The 18,126-nt window shown below is 52.2% G+C and carries 13 protein-coding genes, 2 tRNA genes and 1 other RNA gene; 9 read left to right on the top strand and 7 right to left on the bottom strand.

What is annotated here, in order from left to right; all coding sequences use genetic code 11:
- The first annotated feature begins 55 nt into the window (after window positions 1-55).
- Window positions 56-1,459, top strand: coding sequence for a YchO/YchP family invasin (locus IB222_RS10595; protein WP_122973954.1), 1,404 nt, complete (start codon window positions 56-58; stop codon window positions 1,457-1,459).
- A gap of 21 nt (window positions 1,460-1,480) precedes the next feature.
- Here the strand turns inward: IB222_RS10595 and narL are convergent, their stop codons facing one another.
- Both narL and narX read right to left on the bottom strand, forming a co-directional pair.
- Complete coding sequence (gene narL / locus IB222_RS10600) at window positions 1,481-2,131, bottom strand: two-component system response regulator NarL (protein WP_003833392.1); 651 nt, start codon at window positions 2,129-2,131, stop codon at window positions 1,481-1,483.
- Window positions 2,124-3,920, bottom strand: a complete 1,797-nt coding sequence (narX, locus tag IB222_RS10605) for a nitrate/nitrite two-component system sensor histidine kinase NarX (RefSeq protein ID WP_003833391.1) — start codon at window positions 3,918-3,920, stop codon at window positions 2,124-2,126. The genes narL and narX overlap by 8 nt, the downstream gene beginning before the upstream one ends.
- Window positions 3,921-4,260: 340 nt before the next feature.
- On the opposite strand from narX, the gene IB222_RS10610 reads away from it, so the two are divergent.
- The 5 genes from IB222_RS10610 (at window position 4,261) to narI (ending at window position 12,710) form a co-directional block, all read left to right on the top strand.
- On the top strand, window positions 4,261-5,652 hold the full coding sequence (locus IB222_RS10610) for a NarK family nitrate/nitrite MFS transporter (protein WP_003833390.1): 1,392 nt from the start codon (window positions 4,261-4,263) through the stop codon (window positions 5,650-5,652).
- A gap of 395 nt (window positions 5,653-6,047) precedes the next feature.
- Window positions 6,048-9,791, top strand: coding sequence for a nitrate reductase subunit alpha (locus tag IB222_RS10615; protein WP_063940833.1), 3,744 nt, complete (start codon window positions 6,048-6,050; stop codon window positions 9,789-9,791).
- The gene (gene narH / locus IB222_RS10620; RefSeq protein ID WP_003833388.1) at window positions 9,788-11,326 is read left to right on the top strand and encodes a nitrate reductase subunit beta; all 1,539 of its coding nucleotides are present in this window, start codon (window positions 9,788-9,790) and stop codon (window positions 11,324-11,326) included. Before IB222_RS10615 ends, narH begins: the two co-directional genes overlap by 4 nt.
- Window positions 11,323-12,033: a nitrate reductase molybdenum cofactor assembly chaperone gene (narJ, locus tag IB222_RS10625; RefSeq protein WP_063940832.1), complete on the top strand. Its 711-nt coding sequence runs from the start codon at window positions 11,323-11,325 to the stop codon at window positions 12,031-12,033. Before narH ends, narJ begins: the two co-directional genes overlap by 4 nt.
- Window positions 12,033-12,710, top strand: coding sequence for a respiratory nitrate reductase subunit gamma (narI, locus tag IB222_RS10630; RefSeq protein WP_003833386.1), 678 nt, complete (start codon window positions 12,033-12,035; stop codon window positions 12,708-12,710). Before narJ ends, narI begins: the two co-directional genes overlap by 1 nt.
- Window positions 12,711-12,950: 240 nt before the next feature.
- Here the strand turns inward: narI and IB222_RS10635 are convergent.
- The 5 genes from IB222_RS10635 to IB222_RS10655 form a co-directional block, all read right to left on the bottom strand.
- Window positions 12,951-13,069, bottom strand: a non-coding RNA gene (locus IB222_RS10635) — RtT sRNA.
- Between the two features lie 44 nt (window positions 13,070-13,113).
- Window positions 13,114-13,198: transfer RNA gene (locus tag IB222_RS10640), tRNA-Tyr, on the bottom strand.
- Window positions 13,199-13,232: 34 nt separating this feature from the next.
- Window positions 13,233-13,317: transfer RNA gene (locus tag IB222_RS10645), tRNA-Tyr, on the bottom strand.
- A gap of 156 nt (window positions 13,318-13,473) precedes the next feature.
- Entirely contained in the window at window positions 13,474-14,316 is an 843-nt protein-coding gene (gene purU / locus IB222_RS10650; protein WP_003020737.1) for a formyltetrahydrofolate deformylase, read from the bottom strand.
- Between the two features lie 55 nt (window positions 14,317-14,371).
- Window positions 14,372-14,827 (bottom strand): YchJ family protein, encoded by a 456-nt coding sequence (locus IB222_RS10655; protein ID WP_003833385.1) that lies wholly within the window; start codon window positions 14,825-14,827, stop codon window positions 14,372-14,374.
- A 111-nt stretch (window positions 14,828-14,938) separates the two neighbouring features.
- Here IB222_RS10655 and rssA point away from each other — a divergent pair, with 111 nt between their 5' ends.
- The 3 genes from rssA to galU all read left to right on the top strand — a co-directional run bounded on the left by rssA (window position 14,939) and on the right by galU (window position 18,067).
- A complete protein-coding gene (gene rssA / locus IB222_RS10660; protein ID WP_003833384.1) occupies window positions 14,939-15,850 on the top strand; it encodes a patatin-like phospholipase RssA in 912 nt (303 codons plus the stop codon).
- A 90-nt stretch (window positions 15,851-15,940) separates the two neighbouring features.
- On the top strand, window positions 15,941-16,954 hold the full coding sequence (rssB, locus tag IB222_RS10665) for a two-component system response regulator RssB (RefSeq protein ID WP_148361901.1): 1,014 nt from the start codon (window positions 15,941-15,943) through the stop codon (window positions 16,952-16,954).
- A 204-nt stretch (window positions 16,955-17,158) separates the two neighbouring features.
- Window positions 17,159-18,067, top strand: coding sequence for a UTP--glucose-1-phosphate uridylyltransferase GalU (gene galU, locus IB222_RS10670; RefSeq protein WP_003020727.1), 909 nt, complete (start codon window positions 17,159-17,161; stop codon window positions 18,065-18,067).
- Window positions 18,068-18,126: the final 59 nt, after the last annotated feature.

Raw genomic sequence — 18,126 nt, forward strand, 5'->3', positions numbered from 1 at the left:
GCAAAGGGGACGTCGGACAGGTAGGATTTACGCTGTGGTCCCCAAATTCAATGATATAAAAGCCAGTAACGATTTGAGCCGTTTTGTTTGCTGCAGATTTTCTCTTCTCCTACTCTTGCCGCTGGCAGGCGGTATTGCCAGCGCACGGACATCTTTTATTTACCAGGCCGAAAACCCTTTCGATAACAATAGTGATGGTTTACCCGATCTCGGTCTGGCGCCGGAGTCGCGGGCAGGCGAAAAGCACTTTGCTGAAATGGTCAAAGCGTTTGGTGAAGCCAGCATGACCGATAACGGGCTTGATACGGGTGAACAGGCGAAGCAGTTCGCATTTGGTCAGGTGCGTGACACGGTCAGCGAACAGGTTAATCAGCAACTGGAATCCTGGCTCTCTCCCTGGGGAAACGCCAGCGTTGGATTGCAGGTGGATAACGAAGGCAGCTTTACCGGAAGTCGGGGAAGCTGGTTTATCCCATGGCAGGACAATCCACGTTATCTTACCTGGAGCCAGTTGGGGCTGACGCAACAGGACGAAGGTTTAGTCAGCAATGCGGGGATTGGGCAGCGCTGGGTACGCGACGGCTGGTTTCTGGGTTACAACACCTTTTATGACAACCTGTTGGATGAAAATCTGCCCCGGGGAGGCCTTGGCGCCGAGGCGTGGGGCGAATACTTGCGCTTATCCGCTAACTATTACCAACCGTTGTCCTCTTGGCAGGAGCGTTCCGCAACCCAGGAACAACGGATGGCCCGCGGCTACGACCTGACTGCGCAAATGCGCATGCCGTTCTATCAACACCTCAATACCAGCGTCAGCGTGGAACAGTATTTTGGCGACCGGGTGGATCTGTTTCATTCCGGAACCGGGTACCACAATCCTGTGGCGGTGAATCTGGGATTGAGCTATACGCCGGTGCCGTTGATTACCGTGACGGCACAACATAAGCAGGGCGAAAGCGGAATCAGCCAGAATAACCTCGGCTTAACGCTGAATTACCGATTTGGCGTACCGCTAAAAAAACAACTGATGGTCAGCGAGGTGGCAAACAGCCGATCGCTGCGCGGCAGTCGTTATGACGATCCGCAGCGTAACAATCTGCCGACGCTGGAATATCGTCAGCGTAAAACATTGTCGGTATTTTTGGCCACGCCGCCCTGGGATCTCAAGTCTGGTGAGTCGGTGGCGCTGAAGCTGCAGGTGCGTAGTTTGCATGGGATCCGCCATTTAACCTGGCAGGGTGATACCCAGGCGTTGAGTTTAACGGCGGGTAGCGATAACCGAAGCGTGCAAGGTTGGACGATTATTATGCCGAAGTGGGACAGCAGCGAAGGCGCGACAAACCGCTGGCGGTTGTCTGTGGTGGTAGAAGATGAGCAGGGTCAGCGTGTCTCTTCCAATGAGATCACGCTATCACTGACCGAACCGTTTATTACCGTTTCGGAAAATGATCCTCGTTAGCAATGAAGCATCAACGCGTTATCAGAAAATGCGTTCCTGATGTACCCATACCGCGGCTTCGACGCGTGATTTGAGCTTCATTTTCTTCAACATATGCTTCACATGGACTTTTACCGTACTTTCAGTGATGTCCAGACGACGGGCGATCATCTTGTTCGGCAGCCCCTGGGCAATGAGCTTGAGAATGTCGCGCTCACGCGGTGTCAGTTGGGTGACATCACGGTCCGACGTTGCACGATTAGCACGCAGGCTGGCGGCCAGAACCGGTGTTAAGGCTTCACTCAGCACCATTTCACCGGCCGCTGACTGCTGTAAGGCTTTGAGTAAATCTTCAGGCTCCATATCTTTCAGCAGATAACCGTCAGCGCCGCGTTTCAGTGCGGTAACTACGTCTTCTTCATGATTGGATACGCTAAACACAACGATACGGCCCGACAGTGACTTTTCACGCAGCTTATCGAGAGTTTCCAGGCCGTTCATGCCGGGCATGTTGAGATCAAGCAGGATCAGATCGGGATCAAGGGATTCAGCCAGCTCGATACCCTGCTCACCATTGCTGGCTTCGCCGACAACGGTAATATCGGGCGCCATGCTGACAAGCTGTTTTACACCGGTTCGCAGCATCGGATGATCGTCGATCAACAGGATGGTTGCCGGTTCCAGATTACTCATGGGTATCTCCTTGGACTTCTGTGAAGTTTGTTTCGGGAATAAAAGTGACAGCAACTTCAGTACCGCCCGTCTCGCGACGGCGTACGCGGCAATCGCCGCGCAAGCTCTGCGCACGGTCGCGCATTATAATCATGCCGTAGTGGTTACTGCGTTCGGCGTTTTCCGGTACGCCGCAGCCGTTATCTTGCACTGTTAGTTTGACCTGCTTGCCATTTTGCACCACCGTCACGACCACTTCATTGGCCTGAGAGTGTTTAAGTGCATTACTCAGGGCTTCGCGCGCAATTTGTAGCAGGTGAATCGCCTGATGCGAAGGGACCAGGCGTGGCGGTAGCTGATAATCCAGCTTAACCGTAAATCCAAAACGGGCGCTGTACTCCTGACAGCTGGCTTCCAGCGCCGGCCGTAATCCAGGTTCTGTGAGCTGTAAACGGAAGGTGGTTAACAGCTCACGCAGTTGTGCCCACGAAGCATTCAGCTCGTTACGAATCTGGCTGAGCAACTCGCGACAGTTATCTGAAAGCGCATCGCCCTGCATCTGCAAACAGCTAACCTGCATCTTCATACAAGAGAGCGATTGTGCAATAGAATCATGAAGTTCGCGTGCAATGGTGGCACGCTCTTCCATCACGATCAACTGCTGCTGACGCTCCTGATGTCTGTCGAGCGCGAGCGTTGCGGTCAGTTGCTCAACCAGGGTATCAACCAGTTGCTGCTGATCGTGGCTGAGATGGCGTCCGTTCGGCAAGGTGGCGAGCAGAATACCATACTGGGTATGCGCGTCGGTCAGCCGCCATTTCAATGTGATTCCGCCGTCAATCGCGGGCAGCGTTCCGCGAGGACAAAGATGGCAACCTTTCTCATCACAGCTGGCATTGGACTGACAGGTAAATTCCTGATGATTGTCTTCATCTTCCAGGTCGTAAACCCGGAGTTCAATATCATGCAGCAAGGTCAAATTTTGCAGACCATTCAGTACCGGAGAGAGGCGTTCGCACAACGGCACCTGAGAGTGCAGGCGGCGGTTGGCTTGCCACAGAAAAGAAAGGATCTGATTTTTGTGCTCCAGACCCGCCGTTTTCTCCTGTACCCGCTGTTCCAGCACGGCGTAACTTTCGGCCAGTTCTTCCGACATATTATTCAGTGCCGAGCCCAGAGCGGCCATCTCATTACGCCCGCTGATACGCGCGCGTTGGGTAAAATCACGTTGGCTGACGGCTCGCGCCATCGCCAGCAGCTGTTTCCACGGCTCTAACAGGCGCACGCGCAGCCAGATAATGGTGAAAACCAACAGCAATGCCATAAATATGGCCATCAGGCGATGCAGCAGGACGACGCGTTCAATGCGTAATTCAGTGGTATGGTCAAAGGCGGTAACCAGCTTATCCAGACCGCCTACAAAGCGTGTCACATCCTGCGCTACCGCATCAGGCGTTTGCGCATGCGCAAGCCCCGGCGCCAGTTCAGTGTGCCAGTAATCCTGTAGTGCTTTTAACTGCGCCTGTTGTCCGTCTCGCTTTGCGGCACGCGTCAACTCCGGGCTAAACGCCGTTTTCTCCATTTCATCCAGAAGCGGTTGATCGCTAGCGTCCAGCGGTACGGCTGCCAGCAGGCGATAACTCTGCATGCGCAGCGATCCCGCTTTGTTGATTGCATGGGCGCTACCCTGAACGCCCTGAACCAGCCAGCCGGAGACAGCCATACCCGCCACGCCGATGGCTGTGGACAATAAAACAATCAGCGCCACCTGGTTGACCAGCGTAAGCGGGGAGAGACAACGTTTAAACATGGTGACTTGTTCCTTCGGGTTTTCGCCGAACAGAAAACCTTATTGAATGACGATTCTGCTGCAGGCAGTGGCGTTATTCTCGGCGATACACTGGAGTATACCCATACCTCAAACGGGCTACCTCTTAATTGCCAGTGGAGGGAGAGATCCTGGGCGAGGGGGAGTAGGGGGCGACAGAAGCGTGAAAAACCACATCTTTTTTACCGAAGTTATGTACTCATTTAGGGTAATGATAAATTTTAGGCATGAATAATGACACCTTTTCCTTTGATTTATATCAACTTACCTCCAGCTGTAAACCCTAATGTTGCAGGCATCGAAACAAGTATCAGAGGTGTCTATGAGTCACTCATCTGCCCCGGAAAGGGCATCTGGAGCTGTAATTACCGAATGGCGGCCGGAAGATCCCGCCTTCTGGCAGCAGCGTGGTCAACGAATCGCCAGCCGTAACCTGTGGATTTCCGTCCCTTGCTTGCTGCTGGCGTTTTGCGTGTGGATGTTATTTAGCGCCGTGGCGGTGAACTTACCGAAAGTCGGATTTGATTTCACCACTGAACAGCTGTTCATGCTGACGGCATTACCTTCTGTGTCCGGCGCGCTGCTGCGTGTTCCGTACTCCTTTATGGTTCCCCTGTTTGGTGGACGTCGCTGGACAGCGTTTAGCACCGGTATCCTGATCATTCCTTGCGTATGGTTAGGTTTTGCGGTGCAGGATACTTCCACGCCGTTTAGTACCTTTATTATTATCTCTCTGTTGTGCGGTTTCGCCGGTGCGAACTTTGCGTCCAGCATGGCAAACATCAGTTTCTTCTTTCCAAAACAGAAACAGGGTGGTGCGCTGGGTCTGAACGGTGGCCTGGGCAACATGGGCGTCAGCGTGATGCAGTTGGTTGCGCCGCTGGTGGTTTCACTGTCAATCTTTGCCGCATTTGGTAGCCACGGGGTTGAACAACCGGATGGTACACAGCTGTATCTGGCAAACGCCGCATGGATTTGGGTACCGTTCCTTGCGGTGTTAACGCTGGCTGCATGGTTTGGTATGAATGAACTGGCAACCTCAAAAGCGTCGCTGAAAGAGCAATTGCCGGTGCTGAAACGTGGGCATCTGTGGATTATGAGCCTGCTGTATCTGGCAACCTTCGGTTCATTCATCGGTTTCTCTGCCGGTTTTGCCATGTTGTCAAAAACGCAGTTTCCTGAGGTACAGATCTTGCATTACGCCTTCTTTGGACCGTTGATTGGCGCGCTGGCTCGTTCAGCGGGCGGCGCAATCTCTGACCGTCTGGGCGGAACCCGTGTAACGCTGGTGAACTTCGTGCTGATGGCAATTTTCAGTGCCTTACTGTTCCTGACGCTGCCATCAAACGGCGTTGGCGGCAACTTTATCGCCTTCTTCGCGGTGTTCCTGGCATTGTTCCTGACGGCTGGTCTGGGGAGTGGTTCAACCTTCCAGATGATCTCCGTTATCTTCCGCAAGCTGACGATGGACAGAGTGAAAGCTGAAGGCGGTTCAGAAGAGAAAGCAATGCGCGAAGCAGCAACAGACACTGCGGCAGCGTTGGGCTTTATCTCAGCCATTGGTGCGATTGGCGGCTTCTTTATCCCGAAAGCATTTGGTACCTCCCTGGCGTTAACCGGTTCGCCGGTCGATGCGATGAAAGTCTTTCTGATCTTCTATGTCGCTTGTGTGGTCATCACCTGGGCGGTATACGGACGTCATTCTAAAAAGTAAAAAAGTATTAGCAGTTGATTATCCATTGCGCGGTGTTAGACCGCGCTTTTTTTTGTTCTAAATTAGTTACAACATACTTATATGTGAGCTCATGACGAAAGTCTGCGAAAACGGTGCTGGTAATATGCCTGGCAGGGGGGATACCCCTTAATACCCACTTATAAAGAATTTAACATTTGTATGATAAGTGATTTTAATAAAATCATTTAAATTCAATATGTTGAATGTTTTATTAATATCCTACTAAGGGGGTATGTGAAAATCGACCCTCTGTTTTCATCCCTGCATGCCTTGATCGTTATCAATTCTCACGCCCTTTCAGAGCGTTACCTTCGCTCTCAATCAAGCAATGTCGATTTATCAGAGAGCCGTCAGGCTCCTACAGGAGAAAACCGATGAGTAAATTCCTGGACCGGTTTCGCTACTTCAAGCAGAAGGGCGAAACCTTTGCCGATGGGCATGGCCAGCTTCTCAATACCAACAGGGACTGGGAGGACGGATACCGCCAGCGTTGGCAGCATGACAAAATCGTGCGTTCAACCCACGGGGTAAACTGCACGGGCTCATGCAGCTGGAAAATCTATGTGAAAAATGGTCTGGTGACCTGGGAGACCCAGCAAACTGACTACCCACGCACGCGTCCAGATATGCCTAACCACGAGCCTCGCGGCTGCCCACGTGGTGCAAGCTATTCCTGGTATCTCTACAGCGCTAACCGTCTGAAATACCCGCTGATGCGCAAACGTCTGATGAAGATGTGGCGTGAAGCAAAAAGACTGCACAGCGATCCGGTAGACGCATGGGCATCCATCATCGAAGACGCCGACAAAGCAAAAAGCTTCAAACAAGCGCGCGGTCGTGGTGGGTTTGTTCGTTCTTCCTGGCAGGAAGTGAATGAACTGATTGCTGCATCTAACGTTTACACCATCAAAACCTATGGCCCTGACCGAGTTGCAGGCTTCTCTCCGATCCCAGCGATGTCGATGGTTTCTTATGCTTCCGGCGCACGCTATATGTCGCTGATTGGCGGTACCTGCCTGAGCTTCTACGACTGGTACTGTGACCTGCCGCCGGCTTCCCCGCAAACCTGGGGCGAGCAAACCGACGTACCGGAATCTGCCGACTGGTATAACTCCAGCTACATTCTTGCATGGGGCTCTAACGTACCGCAGACCCGTACTCCGGATGCACACTTCTTTACTGAAGTTCGCTATAAAGGCACCAAAACGGTAGCGATTACTCCGGACTACGCAGAAATTGCCAAACTTTGCGACCTGTGGCTAGCACCGAAGCAGGGAACCGATGCGGCGATGGCAATGGCGATGGGCCATGTCATGCTGCGCGAGTTCCACCTCGATAACCCGAGCCAGTACTTCACCGACTATGTTCGTCGTTATACCGACATGCCAATGCTGGTGATGCTCGAAGAGCGTGACGGCTACTATGCTGCTGGTCGTATGCTGCGTGCGGCGGATCTGGTCGACTCTCTGGGCCAGGAAAATAACCCAGAATGGAAAACCGTCGCTATCAACAGCAACGGCGAAATGGTTGCGCCAAACGGTTCAATTGGTTTCCGTTGGGGCGAAAAGGGCAAATGGAACCTTGAGCAACGCGACGGTACGTCCGGTGATGAAACTGAACTGCAGCTCAGCCTGCTGGGTAGCCAGGACGATATCGCTGAAGTGGGCTTCCCGTACTTTGGCGGCGAAGGCACCGAGCACTTCAGTAAAGTAGAGCTGGAAAATATTCTGTTGCACAAACTGCCGGTTAAACGCCTGCAGTTGGCCGATGGCTCTACCGCGCTGGTGACCACCGTTTACGACCTGACCATGGCTAACTATGGCCTGGAACGTGGTCTGAACGACGAAAACTGCGCGACCAGCTACGATGACGTGAAAGCGTACACGCCGGCATGGGCAGAAAAAATCACTGGCGTATCTCGCTCTCAGATCGTGCGCATTGCCCGTGAATTTGCGGATAACGCCGATAAAACACACGGTCGTTCGATGATCATCGTCGGAGCGGGCCTGAACCACTGGTACCACCTCGATATGAACTATCGTGGCCTGATCAATATGCTGGTGTTCTGCGGTTGTATCGGTCAGAGCGGCGGCGGTTGGGCCCACTATGTCGGCCAGGAAAAACTGCGTCCGCAAACCGGCTGGCAGCCGCTGGCGTTTGCTCTTGACTGGCAGCGTCCGCCTCGTCATATGAACAGCACTTCCTACTTCTATAACCACTCCAGCCAATGGCGCTATGAGACGGTTACTGCGCAGGAACTGCTTTCCCCGATGGCAGACAAATCCCGCTACAGCGGTCATTTGATTGATTTTAACGTTCGCGCTGAACGTATGGGCTGGTTGCCATCTGCGCCGCAGTTAGGGACTAACCCACTGCGTATCGCCGAAGAAGCGCAGAAAGCAGGCATGACGCCGGTGGATTACACCGTTAAATCCCTGAAAGAAGGTTCAATTCGCTTTGCGGCAGAGCAGCCGGAAAACGGTAAAAACCATCCGCGCAACCTGTTTATCTGGCGTTCTAACCTGCTCGGTTCTTCCGGTAAAGGCCACGAGTACATGCTCAAGTATCTGCTGGGTACTGAACATGGTATTCAGGGCAAAGATCTCGGCCAGCAGAGCGGCGTGAAGCCTGAAGAAGTGGAATGGCAGGATAACGGCCTGGACGGCAAACTGGATCTGGTTGTCACGCTGGACTTCCGTCTGTCGAGCACCTGTCTGTATTCCGACATCGTGCTGCCGACCGCAACCTGGTATGAAAAAGACGATATGAATACCTCGGACATGCATCCGTTTATTCATCCTCTGTCTGCGGCCGTTGACCCGGCCTGGGAATCAAAGAGCGACTGGGAAATCTACAAAGCCATCGCCAAGAAATTCTCTGAAGTTTGCGTGGGTCATCTCGGTAAAGAAACCGACGTCGTTACGCTGCCAATTCAGCATGACTCTGCCGCAGAACTGGCACAACCGCTGGACGTGAAGGACTGGAAAAAAGGTGAATGTGACCTGATTCCTGGTGTTACCGCACCGCACATCATGACCGTTGAGCGTGATTATCCAGCAACCTACGAGCGTTTCACCTCCATCGGCCCGCTGATGGAAAAAATCGGTAACGGCGGTAAAGGGATTGCCTGGAATACCCAGAGCGAAATGGATCTGCTGCGTAAGCTCAATTACACCAAGGCTGAAGGTCCGGCAAAAGGCCAGCCGATGCTGGATACCGCAATTGATGCAGCCGAGATGATCCTGACGCTGGCGCCGGAAACTAACGGTCAGGTAGCCGTTAAAGCCTGGGCTGCGCTGAGTGAATTTACCGGTCGTGACCATACGCATCTGGCGCTGAATAAAGAAGACGAAAAAATTCGCTTCCGCGATATTCAGGCGCAGCCGCGCAAAATTATCTCCAGCCCGACCTGGTCAGGACTGGAAGATGAACACGTGTCTTATAACGCCGGCTATACCAACGTTCACGAGCTGATCCCATGGCGTACGCTGTCTGGTCGCCAGCAGTTGTATCAGGATCATCAGTGGATGCGTGACTTTGGTGAAAGCCTGCTGGTTTACCGTCCGCCAATCGACACCCGTTCGGTGAAAGCGGTGATCGGCGAGAAATCAAACGGTAACCCGGAAAAAGCGCTCAACTTCCTGACGCCGCACCAGAAATGGGGTATCCACTCCACTTACAGCGACAACTTGCTGATGCTGACGCTGTCACGCGGTGGCCCGATTGTGTGGATGAGCGAAGTCGATGCGAAGGATCTGGGAATCGAAGATAACGACTGGATCGAAGTCTTCAACAGCAACGGTGCGCTGACGGCACGTGCAGTTGTCAGCCAGCGTGTACCGGCCGGGATGACCATGATGTACCACGCGCAGGAACGTATCGTTAACCTGCCGGGTTCAGAAATCACCCAGCAGCGTGGTGGGATCCACAACTCGGTGACCCGTATTACGCCGAAACCGACCCATATGATCGGCGGCTATGCGCAGCTGGCCTACGGCTTTAACTACTACGGTACCGTCGGTTCAAACCGTGATGAGTTCGTAGTTGTACGTAAGATGAAGAACATTAACTGGTTGGATGGCGAAGGCAATGACCAGGTACAGGAGAGCGTAAAATGAAAATTCGTTCACAAGTCGGCATGGTGCTGAATCTCGATAAGTGCATCGGCTGCCACACCTGTTCAGTGACCTGTAAAAACGTCTGGACCAGCCGTGAAGGTATGGAGTACGCCTGGTTCAACAACGTCGAAAGTAAGCCTGGCGTTGGCTTCCCGAACGACTGGGAAAACCAGGAAAAATGGAAGGGCGGTTGGATCCGTAAAATCAACGGCAAACTGCAGCCGCGCATGGGTAACAAAGCGCTGCTGTTGGGTAAAATCTTTGCTAACCCGCATCTGCCGGGCATGGATGATTACTACGAGCCGTTTGATTTTGACTACCAGACGTTGCATAACGCCCCGGCAGACAGCAAAGCACAGCCAATTGCTCGTCCACGCTCGCTGATCACCGGTCAGCGAATGGATAAAATCACCAGCGGTCCGAACTGGGAAGAAATTCTGGGCGGTGAGTTTGAAAAACGCGCCAAAGACCAGAACTTCGAAAACATGCAGAAGGCGATGTACGGTCAGTTCGAAAACACCTTCATGATGTACCTGCCGCGTCTGTGTGAGCACTGCCTTAATCCGGCGTGTGTGGCGACCTGTCCGAGCGGCGCTATCTACAAGCGTGAAGAAGATGGCATCGTGCTGATCGACCAGGACAAGTGCCGCGGCTGGCGTATGTGTATCACCGGCTGCCCGTACAAGAAGATCTACTTCAACTGGAAGAGCGGGAAATCTGAGAAGTGCATCTTCTGCTACCCGCGTATCGAAGCCGGTCAGCCGACCGTTTGCTCCGAAACCTGTGTAGGTCGTATCCGTTACCTCGGCGTACTGCTGTATGACGCAGATGCGATCGAAAGTGCAGCAAGCACCGAGCACGAGAAAGATCTGTACCAGCGTCAACTGGACGTGTTCCTCGATCCGAACGATCCGGCTGTTATTGAACAGGCGCTGAAAGATGGTATTCCGCTGAGCGTCATTGATGCCGCACAGCAGTCTCCGGTTTACAAAATGGCGATGGACTGGAAGCTGGCGCTGCCGCTGCATCCGGAATACCGCACACTGCCGATGGTCTGGTACGTGCCGCCATTGTCACCGATTCAGTCAGCTGCTGATGCGGGCGAGCTGGGCAGCAACGGTATTCTGCCGGATGTTGACAGCCTGCGTATTCCGGTTCAGTACCTGGCGAACCTGCTGACCGCAGGTGACACCCAACCTGTACTGTTGGCGCTGAAACGTATGCTGGCAATGCGTCACTACAAACGTGCGGAAACTGTTGACGGCAAAGTTGATACCCGTGCACTGGAAGAGGTGGGCTTAAGCGAAGCACAGGCACAGGAAATGTATCGTTACCTGGCAATCGCGAACTACGAAGATCGTTTCGTGGTACCGAGCAGCCATCGTGAACTGGCGCGTGACGCGTTCCCGGAGAAAAGCGGTTGTGGCTTTACCTTCGGCGACGGTTGCCACGGTTCTGATACTAAATTCAATCTGTTCAACAGCCGCCGCATCGACGCTGTCGATGTGACCAGCAAAACGGAGCCGCACCAATGATTGAACTCGTCATTGTTTCGCGTCTGCTCGAGTACCCGGATGCTGCCTTGTGGCAGCATCAGCAGGAACTTTTCGATGCACTCGCGTCATCTGAGAACCTGGATAAAGAGGATGCCCAGGCTCTGGGCGTTTTCCTGCGCGATCTAACCGCGCAGGACATGCTGGATGTGCAGGCCGCCTACAGCGAACTGTTTGACCGTGGCCGCGCGACATCGCTGCTGCTGTTTGAACATGTTCACGGTGAATCCCGCGATCGCGGTCAGGCTATGGTTGACCTGATGGCACAGTATGAGCAGCACGGTTTGCAGCTCGACAGCCGCGAACTTCCCGATCATCTGCCGCTGTATCTGGAATACCTTGCGCAACTGCCGAAAAGCGAAGCGCTAGGTGGCTTACAGGATATTGCGCCGATTCTGGCGCTGCTCAGCGCTCGTTTGCAACAGCGTGAAAGCCGTTATGCGGTGCTGTTCGATCTGCTGTTAAAACTGGCGAATACCGTTATCGACAGCGATAAAGTGGCTGAAAAAATTGCGGATGAAGCCCGTGACGATACTCCACAAGCGCTGGATGCGGTCTGGGAAGAAGAGCAGGTGAAATTCTTCGCCGATCAGGGGTGTGGCGAGTCGGAAATCTCCGCTCACCAGCGTCGTTTTGCCGGGGCCGTTGCGCCGCAGTATCTGAATATCACCACCGGAGGACAGCAATAATGCACTTCCTGAATACGTTCTTCTTTGACATCTATCCGTACATCGCGGGTTCTGTCTTTCTGATCGGCAGCTGGCTGCGTTATGACTATGGGCAATATACATGGCGTGCGGCTTCCAGTCAGATGCTGGATCGCAAAGGGATGAATCTGGCGTCAAACCTGTTTCACATCGGGATCCTGGGTATCTTTGCAGGGCACTTCCTTGGCATGTTGACGCCGCACTGGATGTATGAAGCCTGGCTACCGCTTGAAGTGAAACAAAAGATGGCAATGTTTGCGGGCGGTGCCAGTGGCCTGATGTGTCTGATTGGTGGCGTACTGCTGCTGAAACGTCGTCTGTTCAGCCCACGCGTGCGGGCCACCACCACCGGAGCGGATATTCTGATCCTCTCACTGCTGGTGATCCAGTGTGCGCTGGGCCTGCTGACCATTCCGTTCTCCGCCCAGCATATGGACGGTAGTGAGATGATGAAGCTGGTGAACTGGGCGCAGACAGTGGTGACCTTCCAGGGCGGAGCGTCTCAATATCTGGATGGTGTTGCGTTCATTTTCCGTATGCACCTGGTGCTGGGTATGACGCTGTTCCTGTTGTTCCCATTCTCGCGTCTGGTACACATCTGGAGCGTCCCGGTCGAATATCTGACACGCAAATACCAGATTGTTCGCGCGCGTCACTAATCGTATATTTGAGAATGACAAAACCCTGCTTCGGCGGGGTTTTTTTATGCCTGTTTGCCGGATGGCGGCGCAAGCGCCTTATCCGACCTACGAAGGTATCAGCGAGTGCTGTAGGCCTGATAAGCGCAGCGCAGCAGACAAATAGCGGGCACGTGTCGAGTTCGTAGGCCTGATAAGCATAGCGCATCAGGCAAATAAAGGGCATTGCAGAGGAATTGAGTGTGGTGCTTTATGACGTGATGGTGGTGGGGGAAGGATTACTCAGCGCAGTGCGCTTCGCCCTTCGGGTCGTTGCCTGCGGCAACGCTTTCTCGCTTCGCTCGAATCGAACCTTAGTCGATTCCCGCATGGGCAGAATATGGGGCATTAGAGATTGATTTGCTGTTGGTGCTTTATGAAGTGATGGTGGTGGGGGAAGGATTCGAACCTTCGAAGTCGATGACGGCAGATTTACAGTCTGCTCCCTTTGGCCGCTCGGGAACCCCACCAGGGGTAATTCAAATTGTAGGCAGTGCTAGAAGATGGTGGTGGGGGAAGGATTCGAACCTTCGAAGTCGATGACGGCAGATTTACAGTCTGCTCCCTTTGGCCGCTCGGGAACCCCACCACGGGGTAATGCTAATTACTGGCCTGCTTCCGTTGGAAGCGGGGCGCATCATATCAAATGATGCGCCCCTGTAAAGCATTCCGTTGATAAAAAAGAACTGGTTGCCTGATTTTTACACGTAAAGATGTAAAGGTAACCAATTAACTTATCAATCGATTACAGAATAATCGTTCGGTTACCGTAAACAAAGACGCGTTGAGCCAGAACCTGATACAGCGCACGGCTTAATACATTTTTTTCAACGTCGCGACCCGCGCGCATCATGTCTTCGGCAGTGTAGGTGTGATCAACATGGATCACGTCCTGCATAATGATTGGGCCTTCATCGAGGTTATCATTCACGTAGTGGGCCGTCGCGCCGATGATCTTCACGCCACGCTCATAAGCTTGATGGTACGGACGAGCACCAATGAATGCTGGCAGGAATGAATGGTGAATATTGATAATTTTATTCGGAAAGCGTGAAACAAATGTCGGGGTCAGAACGCGCATGTATTTGGCCAGCACGACATAGTCCGGCTGGTGGGCGTCGATAGCATCAGCCATTTTCTGATCATGTTCGTCACGTGTTAAACCTTCATGGCTCACCAGCTCAAACGGAATATCAAACCGTTCAACCAGAGGACGCAAGGTCTCGTGATTGCCGATCACCGCGGCGATTTCAACATCCAGCCCGCCATAATTGGCCTTCATTAATAAATCGCCCAGGCAATGCGCTTCCTTGGTGACCAAAATGACGATGCGGCGTCGGCCTGCTGGGGTTAATTCACGAATCGAGCCTTCAGGTAAGGCGCTGTCCAGATCGGCAAGCAGCGTGACGTCGTTAAAAATGCCCTCCAGTTCGGTGCGCATAAAAAAGCGTCCGGTACGGTGGTCCACAAACTCATTGTTCTGCACGATGTTCAGTTCATGCTTGTAACAGATATTCGTAATGCGCGCGATCAGACCTTTTTGGTCCGGGCAAATAGTACGCAGCACTTTTCGTTGTAATGAATGCATTTGCAGCGGTGATCCTGTTGAGAATGTTTGCAAAATTGATACTGTCGGGCGTTGATTAGCCGCAGCACTTTTTAAATTTTTTACCTGAGCCACAAGGGCAGGTATCGTTTCGTCCAATTTGAGGGCGTGTACCATCTATATAGTACCACTGACCGTTTTCTTTTAAAAAACGAGAGCGCTCGATAATTGCACCTGTTTTACCTTGTTCAGAAAACCGTGCGACAAAACTGACATAGCCGATATTTTCTGTGTCTGCCGTCTCTTGTTCAAAAACGGTCAGTCCAAGCCATTCGGTATGAGTAAATCCTGCGATAATGTCGTCGCGAAACTCGGCCGCATGACAATTCGGATGCCAGGTCCTGATAAGGTAATCTGCGTCTTTCATCACAAAAGCACAGTAACGAGAACGCATGAGGTGTGACGGCGTAGGTGCTACTTGCGCGCCGGACACATAACGGTAGCAACATAGGCTATACTCGACAGCGCTACCACAGGGACAAAGCTGAGACACAAAGTACTCCCTGGAATATAAAAACGGCGTAAAAACGCCAGAGTGGCACTATGTTAACTGAGCGGTAGCGATGTTGCTACGTCTGCAAGCCAGGGGAAGTTTGTACGTATAATGAGAAAAATAAAAATTGGGCTGGCGCTAGGTTCCGGCGCGGCGCGAGGTTGGTCGCATATTGGCGTTATTAAAGCCCTTAAGCATATGGGTATTGATGTTGATATCGTGGCAGGGTGCTCCATCGGTTCGTTGGTTGGCGCTGCCTACGCCTGCAATAAGCTGCCTGCTCTCGAAAAGTGGGTCTGTTCTTTCAGCTATTGGGATGTTTTGCGGTTGATGGATCTCTCGTGGCGCAGGGGAGGTTTACTGCGCGGTGAACGGGTATTCAATCAGTACCGTAATGTGATGCCGGTAGAAGCAATTGAGCAATGTACTCGCCGTTTCGCAACAGTGGCCACCAATCTGAGTACGGGTCGGGAACTTTGGTTCACCGAAGGTGATTTACATCTGGCTGTCCGGGCCTCCTGCAGTATTCCTGGCCTGATGTCACCTGTGGCGCACAATGGTTACTGGCTGGTCGATGGTGCGGTGGTGAATCCTGTCCCTGTCTCCCTGACTCGCGCGTTGGGGGCCGATATTGTTATTGCGGTCGACCTGCAACACGATGCGCATCTCATGCAACAAGATTTACTCTCCTTCAACGTCAATAGCGATGCCGAATCGGGTGATGATGGTGACGAACTCTCATGGCATGCCCGTCTGAAAGAACGCTTGAGCAACATTACGGCCAGGCGTGCAGTAACTGCGCCCACGGCGATGGAGATTATGACGACGTCTATTCAGGTTCTGGAAAACCGACTGAAACGTAACCGCATGGCCGGTGACCCTCCAGACATTCTGATTCAGCCGTTTTGTCCACAAATATCCACGCTGGATTTTCACCGCGCCAGTGCGGCAATTGCTGCCGGGCAGTTAGCGGTCGAGAAGAAAATGGATGAGCTTCTACCCCTGGTGAAAACCAACGTCTAACGCATTTTTTATCAACACTTAAGCTAATTCTGACAGGCGTGAGTGGCAATAGCATGCCACTATTTATTAAAGCCAGTCAGGGGGGAGAATATGACGCAGCCATTGGTCGGAAAACAGATTCTTATCGTTGAGGATGAGCCGGTATTTCGCTCACTCATGGACTCATGGTTTTCCTCTTTGGGAGCGACAACGGCGGTAGCTGGTGACGGACTTGAAGCACTGGACTTGCTTGGGCATTTTAAACCCGACCTGATGATCTGCGACCTGGCTATGCCAAGAATGAACGGTCTCAAACTGGTTGAGTATTTACGCAATCGTGGCGATCAGACCCCGATACTGGTGATTTCTGCGACGGAAAACATGTCCGACATAGCCAAAGCGCTACGACTCGGTGTGGATGATGTCCTGTTGAAGCCGGTGAAAGACCTTAATCGCTTGCGAGAAACCGTCTTTGCCTGTCTTTATCCCAACATGTTTAATTCACGCGTGGAAGAAGAAGAACGGCTGTTTCGCGACTGGGATGCGATGGTGGACGATCCAGCTGCTGCTGCGAAGTTGCTAAAAGAATTACAGCCTCCAGTGTCGCAAGTGCTCTCGCACTGTCGCATTAACTATCGACAATTGGTGGCAGCCGACCAACCGGGGCTGGTGTTGGATATTGCGCCGCTGTCGGATCATGACCTTGCATTCTATTGCCTTGATGTGACGCGGGCAGGGGATAATGGCGTGCTGGCTGCATTATTACTGCGAGCGCTATTTAATGGTTTACTGCAGGAGCAACTGACACAACAAAATCAACGGTTGCCAGAGCTAGGTACGTTATTGAAACAGGTAAATCATTTGTTGCGGCAAGCCAATTTACCAGGGCAGTTTCCCTTGCTGGTAGGGTATTACCACAGCGGATTAAAAAATCTAATTCTGGTATCAGCAGGGCTGAATGCGACATTAAATACCGGTTCCCACCAAGTGCAAATCAGCAATGGCGTTCCGCTGGGTACCTTAGGTAATACGTATCTTAATCAGCTGAGCCAACATTGTGAGTCATGGCAATGCCAGATTTGGGGGGCGGGAGGTCGCCTGCGCTTGATGTTGTCTTCGGAATGAACAATTGAGAGGCGTGGAAATGAAATTGGTTCACCCTCCCCATGTTGTGAGTGCTACTATCAGCGCCAGATTTATTCGTATTTATCTTAATTATACCGACGCGCGTCCTTTTCAGACCAGAAGCTTGTCGCTGTACTGATATACTCGGATGCGATACAGAATGATGAACACGTTCAATACATGAACAGTCCAGGAGAGTTTTAAATGGCTGCCCTTAATTCAAAAGTCAAAAAAGCCGTTATCCCAGTTGCGGGATTAGGAACCAGGATGTTACCGGCTACGAAAGCAATCCCGAAAGAGATGCTACCGTTGGTTGATAAGCCATTAATTCAGTACGTCGTAAACGAATGTATTGCTGCGGGCATCACTGAAATTGTACTTGTAACTCACTCGTCTAAAAATTCCATTGAAAACCACTTCGACACCAGTTTTGAACTTGAAGCGATGCTGGAAAAACGTGTAAAACGTCAGCTGCTGGAAGAAGTGCAATCTATTTGTCCGCCACATGTGACTATTATGCAGGTGCGTCAGGGGCTGGCTAAAGGTCTGGGCCACGCGGTATTGTGCGCGCACCCTGTGGTTGGCGATGAACCGGTAGCTGTAATCCTGCCGGACGTAATTCTTGACGAATACGAATCTGATTTATCCCGCGACAACCTTGCCGAAATGATTCATCGTTTTGATGAAACAGGTAGCAGCCAGATTATGGTTGAACCGGTAGAAGATGTTACGGCTTATGGCGTTGTGGATTGTAAAGGCGTTGAATTATCCCCGGGCGAAAGCGTCCCGATGGTTGGCGTGGTTGAAAAACCAAAAGCTGATGTTGCGCCTTCTAATCTGGCCGTTGTGGGTCGTTACGTTCTTAGTGCCGATATCTGGCCTCTGCTGGCTAAAACCCCTCCGGGAGCGGGTGATGAAATTCAGCTGACAGATGCTATCGATATGCTGATTGAAAAAGAGACGGTTGAAGCTTATCACATGAAGGGCAAAAGCCACGACTGTGGTAATAAACTGGGCTATATGCAGGCGTTCGTTGAATATGGTATTCGCCATAATACTCTCGGCGCCGAATTTAAAGCCTGGCTGGAAGACGAGATGGGTATTAAGAAGTAACCTTCTGGTATTATCTGGTCAGAACGGCGCTGTATTAACAGCGCCGTTTTTTTATACCT

Origin of the sequence: Citrobacter sp. C13 (assembly GCF_014596815.2) — a bacterium.
GTDB lineage: Bacteria > Pseudomonadota > Gammaproteobacteria > Enterobacterales > Enterobacteriaceae > Citrobacter > Citrobacter portucalensis.

What these genes read in the sequence shown, in the direction of transcription:
- narL (WP_003833392.1), bottom strand. Translation starts at nt 2,131, where the DNA reads ATGAGTAATCTGGAACCGGCAACCATCCTGTTGATCGACGATCATCCG.
- narX (WP_003833391.1), bottom strand. Translation starts at nt 3,920, where the DNA reads ATGTTTAAACGTTGTCTCTCCCCGCTTACGCTGGTCAACCAGGTGGCG.
- IB222_RS10610 (WP_003833390.1), top strand. Translation starts at nt 4,261, where the DNA reads ATGAGTCACTCATCTGCCCCGGAAAGGGCATCTGGAGCTGTAATTACC.
- IB222_RS10615 (WP_063940833.1), top strand. Translation starts at nt 6,048, where the DNA reads ATGAGTAAATTCCTGGACCGGTTTCGCTACTTCAAGCAGAAGGGCGAA.
- narH (WP_003833388.1), top strand. Translation starts at nt 9,788, where the DNA reads ATGAAAATTCGTTCACAAGTCGGCATGGTGCTGAATCTCGATAAGTGC.
- narJ (WP_063940832.1), top strand. Translation starts at nt 11,323, where the DNA reads ATGATTGAACTCGTCATTGTTTCGCGTCTGCTCGAGTACCCGGATGCT.
- narI (WP_003833386.1), top strand. Translation starts at nt 12,033, where the DNA reads ATGCACTTCCTGAATACGTTCTTCTTTGACATCTATCCGTACATCGCG.
- purU (WP_003020737.1), bottom strand. Translation starts at nt 14,316, where the DNA reads ATGCATTCATTACAACGAAAAGTGCTGCGTACTATTTGCCCGGACCAA.
- rssA (WP_003833384.1), top strand. Translation starts at nt 14,939, where the DNA reads ATGAGAAAAATAAAAATTGGGCTGGCGCTAGGTTCCGGCGCGGCGCGA.
- rssB (WP_148361901.1), top strand. Translation starts at nt 15,941, where the DNA reads ATGACGCAGCCATTGGTCGGAAAACAGATTCTTATCGTTGAGGATGAG.
- galU (WP_003020727.1), top strand. Translation starts at nt 17,159, where the DNA reads ATGGCTGCCCTTAATTCAAAAGTCAAAAAAGCCGTTATCCCAGTTGCG.